The organism is Streptomyces sp. NBC_00273 (assembly GCF_036178145.1).
Taxonomy (GTDB): Bacteria; Actinomycetota; Actinomycetes; order Streptomycetales; family Streptomycetaceae; genus Streptomyces.
In genome coordinates, this window is sequence record NZ_CP108067.1 from 4010122 (window position 1) to 4025080 (window position 14959).

The 14959-nt window shown below is 72.6% G+C and carries 15 protein-coding genes; 7 read left to right on the forward strand and 8 right to left on the reverse strand.

The genetic code is table 11. The features are described from left to right. Window positions 1-224: 224 nt before the first annotated feature. The 7 genes from OG386_RS16950 to OG386_RS16980 all read right to left on the reverse strand — a co-directional run bounded on the left by OG386_RS16950 (window position 225) and on the right by OG386_RS16980 (window position 8396). On the reverse strand, window positions 225-1892 hold the full coding sequence (locus OG386_RS16950) for an ABC transporter ATP-binding protein (RefSeq protein ID WP_328788848.1): 1668 nt from the start codon (window positions 1890-1892) through the stop codon (window positions 225-227). Next, on the reverse strand, window positions 1889-2881 hold the full coding sequence (locus tag OG386_RS16955) for an ABC transporter permease (protein ID WP_328788849.1): 993 nt from the start codon (window positions 2879-2881) through the stop codon (window positions 1889-1891). The genes OG386_RS16950 and OG386_RS16955 overlap by 4 nt, the downstream gene beginning before the upstream one ends. Then, window positions 2878-3876 carry an ABC transporter permease gene (locus OG386_RS16960; protein WP_328788850.1) on the reverse strand — a complete coding sequence of 333 codons (999 nt, stop codon included), beginning with the start codon at window positions 3874-3876 and terminating at the stop codon, window positions 2878-2880. Before OG386_RS16960 ends, OG386_RS16955 begins: the two co-directional genes overlap by 4 nt. Continuing rightward, window positions 3873-5621, reverse strand: a complete 1749-nt coding sequence (locus OG386_RS16965) for an ABC transporter substrate-binding protein (RefSeq protein ID WP_328788851.1) — start codon at window positions 5619-5621, stop codon at window positions 3873-3875. Before OG386_RS16965 ends, OG386_RS16960 begins: the two co-directional genes overlap by 4 nt. Before the next feature lie 199 nt (window positions 5622-5820). Continuing rightward, window positions 5821-5916 carry an Ms4533A family Cys-rich leader peptide gene (locus OG386_RS16970; RefSeq protein WP_328788852.1) on the reverse strand — a complete coding sequence of 32 codons (96 nt, stop codon included), beginning with the start codon at window positions 5914-5916 and terminating at the stop codon, window positions 5821-5823. Window positions 5917-5997: 81 nt separating this feature from the next. After that, window positions 5998-7395, reverse strand: a complete 1398-nt coding sequence (locus OG386_RS16975; protein ID WP_328788853.1) for a DUF3152 domain-containing protein — start codon at window positions 7393-7395, stop codon at window positions 5998-6000. A gap of 5 nt (window positions 7396-7400) precedes the next feature. Beyond that, on the reverse strand, window positions 7401-8396 hold the full coding sequence (locus tag OG386_RS16980) for an alpha/beta fold hydrolase (RefSeq protein WP_328788854.1): 996 nt from the start codon (window positions 8394-8396) through the stop codon (window positions 7401-7403). Between the two features lie 133 nt (window positions 8397-8529). Between OG386_RS16980 and OG386_RS16985 the strand changes: the two genes are divergently transcribed. The 4 genes from OG386_RS16985 (at window position 8530) to OG386_RS17000 (ending at window position 10340) form a co-directional block, all read left to right on the forward strand. Beyond that, a complete protein-coding gene (locus OG386_RS16985) occupies window positions 8530-8745 on the forward strand; it encodes a hypothetical protein (protein WP_328788855.1) in 216 nt (71 codons plus the stop codon). Window positions 8746-8918: 173 nt separating this feature from the next. Further along, window positions 8919-9557, forward strand: a complete 639-nt coding sequence (locus OG386_RS16990) for a TetR/AcrR family transcriptional regulator (RefSeq protein WP_030011335.1) — start codon at window positions 8919-8921, stop codon at window positions 9555-9557. Between the two features lie 143 nt (window positions 9558-9700). After that, window positions 9701-9928 (forward strand): DUF3107 domain-containing protein, encoded by a 228-nt coding sequence (locus OG386_RS16995; protein WP_030011334.1) that lies wholly within the window; start codon window positions 9701-9703, stop codon window positions 9926-9928. A 109-nt stretch (window positions 9929-10037) separates the two neighbouring features. After that, window positions 10038-10340 carry a hypothetical protein gene (locus OG386_RS17000; RefSeq protein WP_266604638.1) on the forward strand — a complete coding sequence of 101 codons (303 nt, stop codon included), beginning with the start codon at window positions 10038-10040 and terminating at the stop codon, window positions 10338-10340. A 138-nt stretch (window positions 10341-10478) separates the two neighbouring features. Here the strand turns inward: OG386_RS17000 and OG386_RS17005 are convergent, their stop codons facing one another. After that, window positions 10479-11237, reverse strand: a complete 759-nt coding sequence (locus tag OG386_RS17005; protein WP_327383405.1) for a ferritin-like fold-containing protein — start codon at window positions 11235-11237, stop codon at window positions 10479-10481. 447 nt (window positions 11238-11684) lie between these two features. Between OG386_RS17005 and OG386_RS17010 the strand changes: the two genes are divergently transcribed. The 3 genes from OG386_RS17010 to OG386_RS17020 all read left to right on the forward strand — a co-directional run bounded on the left by OG386_RS17010 (window position 11685) and on the right by OG386_RS17020 (window position 14941). Next, window positions 11685-13727 (forward strand): DEAD/DEAH box helicase, encoded by a 2043-nt coding sequence (locus OG386_RS17010; RefSeq protein ID WP_328788856.1) that lies wholly within the window; start codon window positions 11685-11687, stop codon window positions 13725-13727. Window positions 13728-13834: 107 nt separating this feature from the next. Next, on the forward strand, window positions 13835-14692 hold the full coding sequence (locus OG386_RS17015; RefSeq protein WP_328788857.1) for an alpha/beta fold hydrolase: 858 nt from the start codon (window positions 13835-13837) through the stop codon (window positions 14690-14692). A gap of 96 nt (window positions 14693-14788) precedes the next feature. Further along, a complete protein-coding gene (locus OG386_RS17020; RefSeq protein ID WP_266604630.1) occupies window positions 14789-14941 on the forward strand; it encodes a hypothetical protein in 153 nt (50 codons plus the stop codon). The last annotated feature ends 18 nt before the right edge of the window (window positions 14942-14959 follow it).

The following is a 14959-nucleotide window of genomic DNA, read 5'->3' on the forward strand; positions in this document are numbered from 1 at the left end:
CGGTCGCCGTTCGGTCAGGCGACCCGCTGCGGGAGAACTCAAGCGGATATGCCGAAGGCGCGACGGACGGTTGTCCGTCGCGCCACCGGAAGGGGTGAAGAGTCGTAACTTTCCCGTACGGTTCGCGTTCGAGCACGCTAGAAGTACAGCCTCGGCACCGGCCCGGGCCGGACCGCTTCCCGGACCTTTCCCGGGTCCGCCGCCGGCCGGCACCCGGCACCCGACTACGCGAAGACCTCCTGCCGCGTCCTGCGGCGGCCGGCCGCCAGCGCGGGGTCCAGGGCCGGTACGGCGGCCAGCAGCTGCCGGGTGTAGGGGTGGGCCGGGCGGTCGTAGACCTCGTCCACCGGGCCCTCCTCGACGATCTCCCCGGCCCGCATGACGGCCACCCGGTCGCTGACCTGTCGGACCACCGCCAGGTCGTGCGCGATGAAGACCAGCGCGATGCCCAGCTCCCGCTGGAGCTCCGCCAACAGGGCGGTGACCTGCGCCTGCGTGGTCACGTCGAGGGCGGAGACCGGCTCGTCGCAGACGATCAGCCGGGGCCGGGGCGCGAGCGCCCGCGCGATGCCCACCCGCTGGCGCTGGCCACCGCTGAACTCGTGCGGGTAGCGGTCGTAGTGCTCGGCCTCCAGCCCGACGCGCAGCAGCAGCTCCTCCACCCGGGCCCGGACGGCCGCCCCGTCACGCTCCCCGGCCGCGCGCAGCGGGTCGGCGATGGACTCGCCGACGGAACGGCGCGGGTTGAGGGAGGACACCGGGTCCTGGAAGACCATCTGCACCCCGCTCGCGATGCCGGTGACCGGGACGCCGTCCCGGTGCACCTGCCCGGAGCCGGGCTCCAGCAGTCCGACGAGCATCCGCCCGAGCGTGCTCTTGCCGGAGCCGCTCTCGCCGACGATCCCGAGGGTCTCCCCGGCGTGCACGGCGAGGGACACTCCGGCGACGGCGGCGACCTTGCGCCGGCCCCGCCCGAACTCCCGCCGCAGGGAGAACGCCTCGACGACGGGCTGCCCGCCCCCCACCCCCGCCCCTTCCGGCCCCGCCGGCGTTTGAGGCGCGGGGTCCGGGGCGGAGCCCCGGGAACGGCGCGGCGCGTCCAGCCTCGGTACGGCGGCCAGCAACGCACGCGTGTACGGCTCCGCCGGTGCGGCCAGCACGGAAGCCACCGGACCCCGCTCGACGGCGTGGCCACCCCGCATGACCAGCACCTCGTCCACGCTCTCCGCCGCCACCCCCACGTCGTGGGTGACCAGCAGCAGCCCGAGCCCGCGCTCCTCGCGCAACCCGTGCAGCAGGTCGAGGATCTGGGCCTGGACGGTGACGTCGAGCGCGGTGGTCGGCTCGTCGGCGATCAGCAGCCGCGGCTCGCACGCCAACGCCATCGCGATGAGGGCCCGTTGCCGCATGCCGCCGCTGAACTCGTGCGGCCGCGCGCGGGAGCGGCGTACCGCGTCCGGGATGCCCACCCGGTCGAGCACCTCGACCGCGCGGGCCCGGGCGGCCCGCCGGGAGACGTCCGCGTGGATCCGGTGGACCTCGGCGATCTGGTCGCCGATGGCGTAGTACGGGTCCAGGGAGCTCAGCGGGTCCTGGAAGACCATGGCGGCGGTCCCGCCGCGCAACCGGCGCAGTTCGGCCGCCGAGGCCGTGGCCACGTCCGTGCCGCCGACCCGGACGGTGCCGCCCAACCGGGCGCCCGTACCGCGGTGCAGTCCCAGCAGGGCCGCGGCGACCGTGGACTTGCCGCTGCCCGACTCGCCCACGACGCCCAGGGCCCGGCCCGCCTCCAGGGTGAAGGAGACCCCGGCCACGGCCCGTACGTGCTCCCCCGCCCCGCCGACCGGGAAGTCGACGACGAGGTCGGTGACCTCCACCAGTGAGTGCGTCATGCGAGGGTCACCCTTCGGTCCGCGGCGGCGTACAGCAGGTCGGCGATCGCGCCCGCGAGGACCACGGCCGTGCCGATCGCGAGGACGACGCCGACGACGACGGGCAGGTCCACGACCCGTACGCCGTCGATGAGGGTCTTGCCGAGGCCGGGGATCCCGAACAGCGACTCCGTCAGCACCGCGCCGCCGATCATCGTGCCGAAGTCCACGGCGCTGAGCGCGATCACGGGGGCCACGGCGCCGCGCACCGCGTGCCGCGTGACCACGGCCCGCTCTCCCACCCCGTAGGCGCGGAAGGTCCGGATGTGGTCCTCGGCGAGCGTCTCCAGGGTCGAACTGCGCGTGAGGCGGGCGTACTTGGCGCTCTCGAAGAAGCCGAGGGTCACCCATGGCAGGAGCAGGTTCCAGGCCCACTGCTCGGGGTCCTCGGTCAGCGGCACGTACGTCGGGAACGGCAGCCACTGGAGGTGGGCGCAGACGGTCATGAGCAGCAGCAGCCCGAGGATGAAGACGGGGGTGCCGGTCCCGGCGAGGGTCAGGACGGTCAGGGCCCGCTCGGTGATCCCGCCGCGGCGCAGCGCGGACAGCAGTCCGGTGCCGACGCCGACCACCAGCCAGATCACCATTGCGCCCAGGGCCAGCGACAGGGTGGCGGGCAGCCGGTCCAGGATCAGCCCGGTGACCTGCTGGTCGTTCTGGTACGAGAAGCCCAGGCAGGGGGCGTCGCAGTGCAGGACGAGCCCGGCGCCGCCGGAGTAGTCCCGGCCGGCCAGCAGCCCCTGGAGGAAGTGCAGGTACTGGGTGAGGGCGGACTCGTTCAGCCCGAGCTGTTCGCGGACCTGGGCGATCTGCGCCGGGTTGCAGCGCTCTCCGCAGGCCAGGCGGGCCGGGTCGCCGGGGGCGAGGTAGAAGAGGGCGTAGACGATCACGGACAGGGTGAGCAGCACGAGCAGTGCGCCGCCGGTCCGTTTGAGCACGAAGCGGGTCACGCCGTGCGCTCCTTTCTGGTGCCGACCCGCAGGCGGGAGCCTTCGCGCGGGTCGAGGGCCGTGCGGACGGCGTCGCCCAGCACGGTGGAGGCGAGCACGGTGGCGAAGAGCAGCCCGGCGGGGAGCAGGACGTAGGCCGGGTCGGCGCGGAACCAGGTCTGCGCGCTGGAGAGCATCTGCCCCCAGGAGGGCGTGGGCGGCTTGACGCCCACGCCGAGGAAGGACAGCGAGGCCTCGGCCACGATGGCGGTGGGCACTTTGATCGCGGCGTAGGTGATGACGGGCGCGGCCAGTGAGGGCAGCAGTTCGCGGCGGGCGATGCCGAGCGTGCCCCGGCCCGAGAGGCGGGCGGCGTCGACGAAGTCGAGGCCGCGCAGGGCGAGGGCCTGGGCGCGGACCATCCGGGCGGTGCCGCCCCAGTCGAGCAGTCCGATGATGAGGATCAGCAGGAGCGGCCGGGGGAAGTCGGGCGGGACGACGGCGGTGAGGGCGATGCCGATCACCAGCATCGGCAGCGCGATCATCACGTCGGTGAACCGGCCGATGAGCTGGCCCGCGAACCGGCCGCCGAGCGCGGCGGCGAGTCCGACGCCCACACCGACAAGCGTTTGCACGACGACGGCGCCGAGGGCGACGAGCAGCGAGATCCGCGCCCCGTACAGCAGCCTGGTCAGCAGGTCGCGGCCGGTGCCCGGCTCGACGCCGAGCCAGTGGTCGGCGGAGATCCCGCCGAAGGAGCCGAGCGGTACCCCGCCGCGCGCGGAGTCCACGAGGTCGTCGTGGTACGCGTTCGGGTCCTGGCCGGTGAGCTGGGCGACCAGTGGTGCGGCGAGGGCGAGGAGGACGAGCAGGGCGATGACTCCGGCGGCCGCGAGGGGCGCGGGCCGGCGGCGCAGGCGCCGCCAGACCTGGCGCGCGGTGCCCGCGCCCGGGGCGGGGGCCCCGGGCGCGGGCGCCGGCTGCTGCGGCGCCGACTGCTTGAGGGCGACGCTCACTTGACGGAGACCTGCGAGACGTCGAGGACGCCGGTCCAGTCGCTGATCACGACGTTCTTGATGTCCTTGCCGACGAGCCGCTTGTAGACCGGGTGGAAGAGCGGCACGTCCAGGGCCTGCTCACCGATCTTCTTGTCGAGAGCGCCCCAGCGCTTGCCGGCCGCCGCGAGGTCGGTCAGCTTGGCGATCTCGTCGATCTCGGCGTTCACGGCCGGGTCGTCGAGCTGCGCGTGGTTGTAGTTGGAGCCGTTGGTCACGATCTGCCGGCCGTCGAAGATCGGCGCGAGGAAGGGGGCGCCGGACGGCCAGTCGGCGCCCCAGCGGGAGAGGAAGAAGCCGGGGGTGTTCTTGGCGTCCCAGCGCTTCTCGTTGAAGGCGTTGTTCTCCAGGCCCTCCAGCTTGACGGTGATCCCGGCGGCGGCGAGGGCCTGCTGCACGGCGGTGGCGACCTCGGGGCTGGTCTGGCGGTTCTGCGCGGTGGAGTGGGTCAGGGTGACGGTGATGCCGTCGGGGAAGCCCGCCTCCGCCAGCAGCTGCTTGGCCTTGGCCGGGTCGCCGGTCTTGCCCGCCGGGAAGTGGTCGTACGGGGTGAAGCCGAAGGCCTCGCGCTCGGGCAGGAAGGTGGTGGCCGGTTCGGCGAGCGCGGATCCGCCGGCGGCGTTGATCACGCTGGTGCGGTTGATCGCGTGGGAGATGGCCTGGCGCACCTTCGGGTTGTCGAAGGGGGCCACCTTCGGGTTGAAGGCCAGGTAGTTGATGTAGCCGAAGTGGCCGGTGCCGACGCGGCCCGCGAGCTCCTTGTTGTCGCCGATCTGGGCGAGTTCGGCAGGTCCCAGGTTGGTGTCGGTGGTGACGGCGGCGGCGTCGGGGCCGGAGCTGGTGGTCAGGCGCTGGTTGATGACGGCGGCGTCCAGACCGGAGCGGACGTCGATCTTGTCCGGGTAGGCCTTGCGCTCCTCGTCGGTCTTCTCGTCCCAGTGCTCGTTGCGCTCCAGGGTGAGGTGCTCGCCGTCGTTTTCGTTCTTGACGACCTTGTACGGGCCGGAGGAGACGGGGTGCTCCTCGTACTTGACCCCGGTGTCCTTGGCTTTGGGGACGGGCGCGAACTGCGTCTGCGTGGCGACGAAGGGGAACTCGCCCTCGGGCTTGCGGAGCTTGAAGACGATCGTCTTCGGGTCGGGCACGACGATCGAGTCGAGCCCCTTGCCGCCGTCCTTGTAAGGGCCCTCGTAGCTCTCCCCGCCGACCAGCCAGTCCCGCAGGTACGGGGCGCCGCCGGACAGCTCGGCGGCGAAGGACCGCTCGATGCCGTATTTGATGTCGGCGCTGGTGATCGGGGAGCCGTCCTCGTACTTCAGCCCGTCCTTGAGCGTGTACGTCCACTCGGTGGCGTCGGCGTTGGGCTTTCCGGTGTCGGTGGCCAGGTCGGGCACGACCTTGGTGCCGGCCGCGCCGTCCTCGCGGTTGCGGGTGGTCAGCGTGCGGAAGACCAGCGAGGGAACGTTTCCGCCGCCCGAGGTGTAGAGCCGGGCCGGATCGAAGTCGCTCTGCGGCTCGGAGTTGAGGACGGTCAGGGTGCCGCCCTTCTGCGGCGCGCCCGCGGCGCCCGGCTTGTCGCCCGAACCGGCCTTGCCCGCAGCGTCCTCGGGGCCGCAGGCCACGGCGCCCCCGGCCAGGACGAGGCTGACGGTGACGGCGGCCACACGGCGCGCTGTGAGATGACGGTCGGGTCCGGCGGAAGACATGGGTGTGTTGACCTCTCGGCGTGAAGGAAGGGCGGAAGGGCCACGCGAGGGGCAGCGGTCGACAGCGGTGCCGATGGGGCACCGGAACATGAGGAAGCCGCGCCTGCGGGCGTGCACCCGGGCGCGGCGAAGGAACTCGAAAGGTGTCGCGGCGCTTGCGGGGCGGGGGTACCTCCCGGGCCGCAAGGCCCAGGGGGAGTCAGCGACAGAAGATGTCGGCCACGCTGTGCGCGGTCACACCAAGCAGCGCCAGCTCAATGGCGGCGCTCGCGGTCATGGTGTGGCGGTGCGACATGCGGAGAACGATTGCCGATGATCGGACGGATTGTCAACGCGGATCCCCGCCCGGTCACCGGGCGGGGCCGCGGCCCGTCGGTCAACTGTCGGGGAACACCCAGGGGTTGGGCTTGCACTGGATGCCGTTGATGTTCAGGGACTTGGTCTGCTGCTGCATGATCGGCGCGAGCGCGCCGGGTGTGCGGCAGTTCACGTGGTCGTGTCCGAGCCGGTGTCCGACCTCGTGGTTGATGAGCATCTGGCGGTAGATGAACATCTGCTCCGGTCCGTACGTCGCGGAGCCCTGCGCCCAGCGGAACGCGTTGATCATCACCCGCTCGGTGCGCGCGGAGTCGCAGGAGACGTTGTCGACGGTGATGTCCAGGTCGGACTTGTCGCACCAGACCCCGGTGGTCCCGGGACTGGCCAGGGTGATCACGAAGTCCGCCTCGCCGCCCGGTACCCGCTCGAAGGTGCGCTCACCGTTGTGGGCCCAGCTGCGCGGGTCGTTGAGGGTGCGGTGGACGGCCTCGGCGAAGAGCTGCGGGTCCATGCCGAGGCCCTGCTCGACGTCGACCCGGTAGCGCACGAGCTTGCCCTTGCCGGGTGCCTTGGCCACGCCGGGCACGGTGTCGAAGGTCCCGGGTCCGGCGAGCTTCGGGTCGATCGGCAGCTGCTGGGCCATCTTCTGTTCGTAGGTCAGCTCCGGCGCTGCGGCGGACGGCGCCGCGGGCGCTGCCGGGGGCGCCGCGCGGTCGTCCGAACGGGAGGCGGCCGCGTCGGTCCGGCTGCCGTCGGAGGCGGCCCGCGCGCCCGACTTGGTGTCGTCCCCGTCCGAGCCCATCTGACCGGCGACGACGACGGCGAGGACGGTCGTGACGGCCATGGCGGCCATGCCCGTGTACGCACGGACCTTCCGGCTGCGGCCGGAGCCGGTCGGCTCCGCGGCGGGATCCACCGGGTCCACGGGATCGACGGGATCCGCCGGATCCGCCGCGGTCACGGGACCGACGGGGCCGACGGGACCGACCGGGTCCACCGGCTTGCGCGGCCCGGGCACCCGGCGGTGCGAGCCGGTGGAGGTGAAGGGGTCGGGGTCGAATGCGGCCGGCGGCGCCGGGGTGACCTGCGGGAAGCCCACCGCGGGGGTGCCGAAGGCCGGGGTGCCGGAATCCAGGTGGGCAGCGGGTGCCGCCGCGGCCGGTGCGGTGGCGGTGTCGTCGTGCGGGCGCCGCACCCCGTGCCAGTCCCCGTACACGGAATCGGGGCGGGCCCCCCAGGCGCCGCCGGACTCGTACTGCTGGGGGTGGCCCCCGGTCCGCGCGTCGGCGAAGGGCCGGTCCTGGGACACGTACCCCTGGTGGGTGACGGTCGGTTCGGGCCAGGGCGCGGCGGGCGGTTCCTCGTAGGGCAGCGGATCCGGCTGCGGCCGGACGGGTGCCGCAGCGGCGGCCGGAGCCGGAGCCGGGGCAGGGCCCTTGCGACTATGTCGTCCCACGGTCCTCAGCCTCTGCCGTCTTCGATGTATCGGTCACTCGCGCCCGTTCCGGTGTCGCCCAGCAGCTCGCGGAAGGCGGCGGCCACCGCCTCGGGGTACTCCATCATCGCCACGTGTCCGGCCTCGGGCATGCACAGCAGCCGCGAACCGCGGAAGGCCGCGGCCGCCTTGTGCGCCATGCGGTACGAGACCAGCTGGTCCCGGCCACCGTAGACCAGCAACGAGGGCGCGAGAACCCGCTGCGCCTGCCGCCACAGTCCGTGCTGGCCACCGAGGGTGTAGGCGTCGACGATGCCGCGCGAGGAGCGCGTCATCGCCTCCCAGAAGTACGGCAGTGCCATCCGCCGCTCCATCTCCTCCACGGCGTTGCGGAATCCCTCGGGCGTCACCCGGGAGGGGTCTCCGTAACAGAGCGCCGTCACTCCGCGGGTGCGCTGCTCGGCGCTGAGCCCCTGCGCCAGCCGGCCGAAGAGCGCGGCCACCCCGGGCACGGCGAGCAGCGCGGTCGGCACGGCCGATCTCTGCACGCGCAGCTCGGGCAGGGCGGGCGAGACCAGGGTCAGGGTGCGCACCAGGTCCGGCCGGACGGCCGCGACGCGGGTGGAGACGGCGCCGCCGAGCGAGTTGCCGAACAGGTGGACCGGGCCGCGCCCGGCGGCGTCGAGGTGCCGGATGACGGCGCGGGCGAAAGCGGTGACGGAGTAGTCCCGGTCGGCGGGTGGCGGGGACCAGCCGAAGCCCGGCAGGTCGAGGGCCTCGCCGTCGACGGTGTCGGCCAGCCGCGCCATCAGGTCCGACCAGTTCTGCGAGGAACCGCCGAGTCCGTGCACGAACAGAGCGGGCGGCAGTCCCGTGCGCAGGGGCGTGCGGACCCGGACGGCCAGTTCCAGGCCGGGCAGCACGGCGGTGCGCAGCTGCTCCCCTTCGGCCACCCGAGCGGCGCCCGCCTGGGAGGACAGCTCGGCGGTGGACCGCACGCCCGGCAGCTCGGTCGAAGACATGCGGGCAATGTTACGAGACGATCACGCTCCTCTTCCTGTGTTCGCCGTCACAGACACGTGCCGGATCCATATAGCGGTGCCCCCGCGATCCTCCTAGGCTCGTAAGTGAGCACAAGGAAGCGAGGGGAGCGGCATGACTGTCGACCCTGCGGAGCCGGACACCTTCCGGAAGCAGTTTCCGGAATCCCTCGATCCTGAGGCGCCCGAGGCGGATGTGGCGGAGCAGCTCGCCGATCTCCAGCCGGACGAGGACGACCCGATCACCGCGCGCGCGGTGGACGGGGTCACGGACGGCGATGCCGTCGAGCAGGCGCGGGTGGTGCCGCTGGACGAGGACGACTACCGCTGACCCATCAGCCGACCGAGCACCGACCAAACCGCTGATCAAACCGCTGACCAGCGCCTCCGGGCCGTCCGTACCGCGAGAAAACTCGGCTTGAACCCTCCAGATTCGGTTACCGAAAAGTACGATGGCGGCGCGGCGCAGAGCGCACTGTGTTCTTAGAGAAAGTGGGAGGCGGCGTGACAGCCATCGAGCAGACCGAGGCAGCGCGTCCGCGGGGCACGCGACTGCCGCGCCGAGCCCGGCGCAACCAGCTGCTGGGCGCGGCCCAGGAGGTGTTCGTCGCGCAGGGGTACCACGCGGCGGCCATGGACGACATCGCCGAGCGGGCCGGCGTGAGCAAGCCGGTGCTGTACCAGCACTTCCCCGGCAAGCTCGACCTGTACCTGGCCCTGCTGGACCAGCACTGCGAGGCCCTGTTGCTGGCCGTGCGCACCGCGCTCGCGTCGACCACGGACAACAAGCTGCGCGTGGCGGCCACGATGGACGCCTACTTCGCGTACGTGGAGGAGGAGGGCGGCGCCTTCCGGCTGGTCTTCGAGTCCGACCTGACGAACGAGCCGGCGGTGCGCGAGCGCGTCGACCGCGTCTCGCTCCAGTGCGCCGAGGCCATCTCCGACGTCATCGCCGAGGACACCGGCCTGTCCAAGGACGAGTCGATGCTGCTGGCCGTGGGCCTGGGCGGGGTCTCGCAGGTCGTGGCCCGCTACTGGCTCTCCAGCGAGAGCCCGGTCGCCCGCGAGACGGCGGTCGGCCTGCTGACCTCGCTCGCCTGGCGCGGTATCGCCGGCTTCCCGCTGCACGGCACGGAGTCCTGAGGGCCGCCCTCGGGGATCCCTCGCCGGCCGCTGTTCGCTGCGAGCGTGTCCGCTCTGCGCGGTCCGCGTCCCCTCACCGGGCTAATGTGGACCGCGTACGGCGCGGCTGATCGCGCATACCGGATCGTCGGAGGGACAAAGCCGTGGAGGTCAAGATCGGCGTGCAGCACGCACCCCGGGAGATCGTGCTGGAGAGCGACCTGAGCGCCGAGGAGCTGGAGAGCATCGTCACCGCCGCTCTGTCCGGCACCGCGCCGCTGCTGAGCCTCACCGACAACAAGGGCCGCAAGGTCCTGGTGCCGTCCGACCGCCTGTCGTATGTCGACCTGGGCGAGCCGAGCGTGCGCAAGGTGGGCTTCGGCGCGCTCTGAGAACTGTTGGAAACGGCCCGGTGGTTGATCCCACCGGGCCGTTTCTGTTTCTTCCGCTTCGGGTAGGACCGCAGTGACCCGGTTTGCCCTGACGTATGGGAGAGACCTCATGCTGCTGATGGAAGTGCTCGGCTCCGCACTCCTGGGCCTCGCCTTGTCCGCGACGGCCGCCCGGGGACTCACGCGCCGGTTGCCTTCCCTCAAAGTGGTGCTGGTCAGCGGGGTGCTGGGGGCGCTGTTCGGGGCGTATCTCACCCACTTCGCGCTCGGGCCCGGGCACAACACCCTGACCGCGACGCTCATCGGCTCGGTGCTGGTGTCGGCCGTGGTCCTGTCGCTGCTGCTCCGTCCGGCCTCAGGGCCCCGCAGGCCGTCCCACAGGACTCCGTTTTCACTCCCGTCGCGGGGATGAGGATGACCCGGACCCCTGAGCCCTGCCCTTGAACCACGTACGTCGGCCCCGGCGCGCCGTGTGCGCGCCGGGGCCGACGTGTGGAGCTCTGCGGTGCCTCGCCGGTCGCCGTGCGGCTGCCGGGCGGCTGTCGTGGGGTCAGGCGGCGAGGCCGAGGGCCGCCATCCGCTTGGTGTGCGCCTTGGTGATGCGGGTGAACATCTCGCCGACGGCCGCCAGGTCGAAGCCGGCCGCCATTCCGTCGACGCCGCCGACCAGCATGGTCGAGAGCGCGTCGCGCTCGGCGACCACGCGCTGGGCCTGCGAGAGGGCCTCGCCCATCAGCCGGCGGGCCCACAGCGCGAGCCGGCCGCCGCAGCGCGGGTCCGCCTCGATCGCCGCGCGCACCTTCTCGACGGCGAAGTTGCCGTGGCCGGTGTCGTCGAGCACGCCGAGCACGAGGGCGCGGGTGTCGGTGTCCAGGTGGGAGGCGACCTCACGGTAGAAGTCACTGGCGATGGAATCGCCGACGTAGGCCTTGACCAGGCCCTCCAGCCAGTCCGACGGCGCGGTCTGGCGGTGGAAGTCGTCGACTCCCTTGGCGAAGGGCTCCATGGCTGCGGTGGGCTCGACCTCGATCGCCGCGAGCCGGTCCCGCAGCCGCTCGAAGTGGTGGAACTCGGCGGAGGCCATCGCGGCGAGCTCGGCCTTGTCGTCCAGGGTGGGCGCGAGCTTCGCGTCCTCCGCGAGGCGCTCGAAGGCCGCGAGCTCTCCGTAGGCGAGCGCGCCGAGCAGGTCCACGACGGCGGCCCGGTACTGCGGCGAGGCAGAGGCGGCGGCCCAGTCCTGGGAGGCGATGCCCTCGGCTCCGGAGGGGGCGCTGTCGTCGGCGGGCGAGGCGTTTTCTACGGTCGACATGCTCCGCACAATAGCCCGCCGAATGGCCCTCCAAGTCACCACGCCCGTTCCTTGCCTGTCCAGCTAAACGCGCCTACCCGGTGAATTCACCCGACACACCTGCGCGATTCCGGGGTACAGTGGTAATGCGCCTGCCGAATACTCGGCGGGCCATCCGAATGAGGATGCCCGGTCGGTGGCCCGATCGGCTCCAACCGACCGCCCTCGGTGTGGTGCGTACGTTCATGCGTACCGCCAACCACGAGGGGCCCCCTCAGCGGCAGATGCGCTTGAGCGAAGGCTAGTGGTCCCGCGCAGCTTCGTACGTAGCAGTACTGCAAGCACGGCACGGTACGACCCCCCTCGCCGCCTCGCGCCGCGTCTCACAGAAGAGGCAGCACCCTGACTACGTTCCGAGACCTCGGGATCTTTCCCGAGACGGCCGAGGCCCTTGAGGCCGTCGGCATCGTGTCCCCCTTCCCGATCCAGGAGATGACCCTCCCCGTCGCCCTTTCCGGCACGGACGTCATCGGCCAGGCCAAGACCGGAACCGGCAAGACGCTCGGTTTCGGCCTTCCCCTGCTGGAGCGGGTCGTCGTCCCGGCGGACGTCGAAGCCGGCCGCGCCACCCCGGCGCAGCTGACCGACGCACCGCAGGCCCTCGTGGTGGTTCCGACCCGCGAGCTGTGCACCCAGGTCACCAACGACCTCCTGACCGCGGGCAAGGTCCGCAACGTCCGCGTCCTCGCCATATACGGCGGTCGCGCGTACGAGCCCCAGGTCGAGGCGCTCAAGAAGGGCGTCGACGTGATCGTCGGCACCCCGGGCCGCCTGCTCGACCTGGCCGGGCAGAAGAAGCTCGACCTCTCGCACGTCAAGGCCCTCGTCCTGGACGAGGCCGACGAGATGCTCGACCTCGGCTTCCTGCCCGACGTCGAGAAGATCATGGCGTACCTGCCCGCGAAGCGTCAGACGATGCTGTTCTCGGCGACCATGCCGGGTGCGGTCATCGGCCTGGCCCGCCGGTACATGACGCAGCCGACCCACATCCGCGCCGTCTCCGAGGACGGCGAGGGCGCGACCGTCGCCAACATCACGCAGCACGTCTTCCGTGCGCACAACATGGACAAGCCGGAGCTCGTCTCCCGCATCCTGCAGGCCGAGGGCCGTGGCCTGGCCATGATCTTCTGCCGTACCAAGCGCACGGCGGCCGACATCGCCGAGCAGCTGGAGAAGCGCGGCTTCGCGTCCGGCGCCGTCCACGGCGACCTGGGCCAGGGTGCGCGCGAGCAGGCGCTGCGCGCGTTCCGCAACGGCAAGGTCGACGTGCTGGTGTGCACCGACGTCGCCGCGCGCGGCATCGATGTCGAGGGTGTGACCCACGTCATCAATTACCAGACGCCGGAGGACGAGAAGACCTTCCTGCACCGTGTGGGCCGCACCGGCCGCGCGGGCAACAAGGGCATCGCCGTCACCCTGGTCGACTGGGACGACATCCCGCGCTGGCAGCTGATCAACAAGGCGCTGGAGCTGGACTTCCACGACCCGGTGGAGACGTACTCCACGTCCCCGCACCTGTTCGAGCAGCTGAACATCCCGGCCGGCACCAAGGGCATCCTGCCGCGCGCCGAGCGCACGCGGGCCGGCCTGAAGGCCGAGAACCTGGAGGACCTGGGCGAGACCGGCGGCCGTGGTGGCCGTGGTGGCCGCTCCGGTCCGGCGGCCGCCGCCGTGGTGACCGAGGAGCGTCCGGCCCGTACGCGTACGCCGCGCCAGCGCCGCCGTACGCGGGGCGGGACGGAGCTCGCCGAGGGCTCCGAGGCCACCGCAGCGGTGACCCCGGCCCAGGCTCCGGAGGCCCCCGCGGCCCCGGCCGCCGACGAGCCGCGCCGTCCTCGCCGCCGCCGCACCCGTGTCGCCGCGGTACCGGCCCAGGCCGCCGTGGCCGCACCGGTCGCCGAGGCTCCGGTCGTCGAGGCTCCGGCCGCTCCGGTGACCCCGGTGACCCCGGTCGTCGAGGAGGCTCCGGCCCGTCCGAAGCGCGTCCCGACCCGCAAGGCCACCGCGGCCGCCGCGGTGACCCCGGTCACCGAGGTTCCCGCCGAGGAGGCTCCGGCCCGTCCGAAGCGCGTCCGCACCCGCAAGGTCACCCCGACCGAGCCGGAGCCGGACTTCCAGATGCCGCCGCTGGTCGAGCCCGTCCGGGCCCGGCGCACCACCCGCAAGGCAGCCCCGGCCGCCGCGGTGACCCCGGTCGCCGAGGTTCCCGCCGAGGAGGCTCCGGTCAAGCCGAAGCGGACCCGCACCCGCAAGGTCGCGGAGGCCGCTCCGGTCGCCACCGAGGCCGCCGCCGTGGCCGAGGAGGCCCCGGTCAAGCCGAAGCGCACCCGCACCCGCAAGGTCGCGGAGACGGCTCCGGTCGCCACCGAGGCCGCCGCCGTGGCCGAGGAGGCCCCGGTCAAGCCGAAGCGCACCCGCACCCGCAAGGTCGCGGCCGCGCCGGAGGCGTAAGCCTCGCGCAGTGCCCCGCCGATGGCCCCGCTCCCCTTCCGAGGGGGCCGGGGCCATCGGCCTGCCCGGGCCTGCCGGGAACCCGTACGGGCCGGTAACCTCGGGCCATGAGCAAGCCGCCGCGTCTCACCCTGCCCTCCGCCGCCCGCGCGTACCTCCTCGCCACCGACCGCGGCGGGTTCGCCGTGCACGAAGCCGGTGAACCCGTGCACGGCACCGCCCTGCTGGTCCCCGGCTTCACGGGCAGCAAGGAGGACTTCATCGGCCTCCTGGAGCCGCTGGCGGCCGCAGGGTACCGGGTCGTCGCCGTGGACGGCCGCGGCCAGTACGAGACCCCGGGCCCGCGCGAGGAGGCTCCGTACGCCCTGGAGGAGCTGGCGCAGGACGTGCTCGCGCAGGTCCGCGCCCTGGGCGCGGACCGCGTCCACCTGGTCGGCCACTCGCTGGGCGGGCTGGTCTCCCGCGCCGCCGTGCTCCGCGACCCCTCGCCCTTCGCCTCCCTCACCCTGATGAGCAGCGGGCCGGCCGCGATCTCCGAGGAGCAGCAGGCCCGCACGAAGCTGCTGGTCGCCGCGCTGGAGGCGATGGGCGACGACATGCCCGGGATCTGGGCGGCGATGCGGGCCCACGATCCCGAGGACGCGGCCGCGGACTCCCCCGAGCTCGCGCACTTCCTGCGCGAGCGGTGGCTGGCGACCGTCCCCGAGCAGCTGATCGTCACCGGCCGGACGCTGATCTCCGAGCCGGACCGGGTGGCGGAGCTGAGCCGGGTCGACCTCCCGAAGCTGGTCCTGTCCGGGGCCGTGGACCAGGCCTGGCCGGTGCCGCTGCTGGACGAGACGGCCCGGCGCCTGGCCGCGCGGCGGGTGGTCGTGCCGGGGACGGACCACTCCCCGAACGCCGAGGACCCGGCCACGACGGCGCGCGAGCTGGCCGCGTTCTGGGACTCCTGCACCGGTGCGTAGTTAGCCAGTGAAAAAATTTCCTTAGCGTAGGGAATGATTGCGGCCTACACTTCGTTGGACCAGTGCAAGGAGAAACACTGACGAAGGGAGAAGCCCGTGCGCTTCGAGATTCTGCGCCTGGACGACGTCGACGGATCCGCCGTGGACCGCACCGTCGTCGACGCGGCCTCCGTCAACCGGATCGTGCAGCAGGCCGCAGCCGTCGGCCAGCGCATCCTGATCCGACCGGCCGAGAGTGCGTCCTGCTGACGCATCGCATGAAGAACG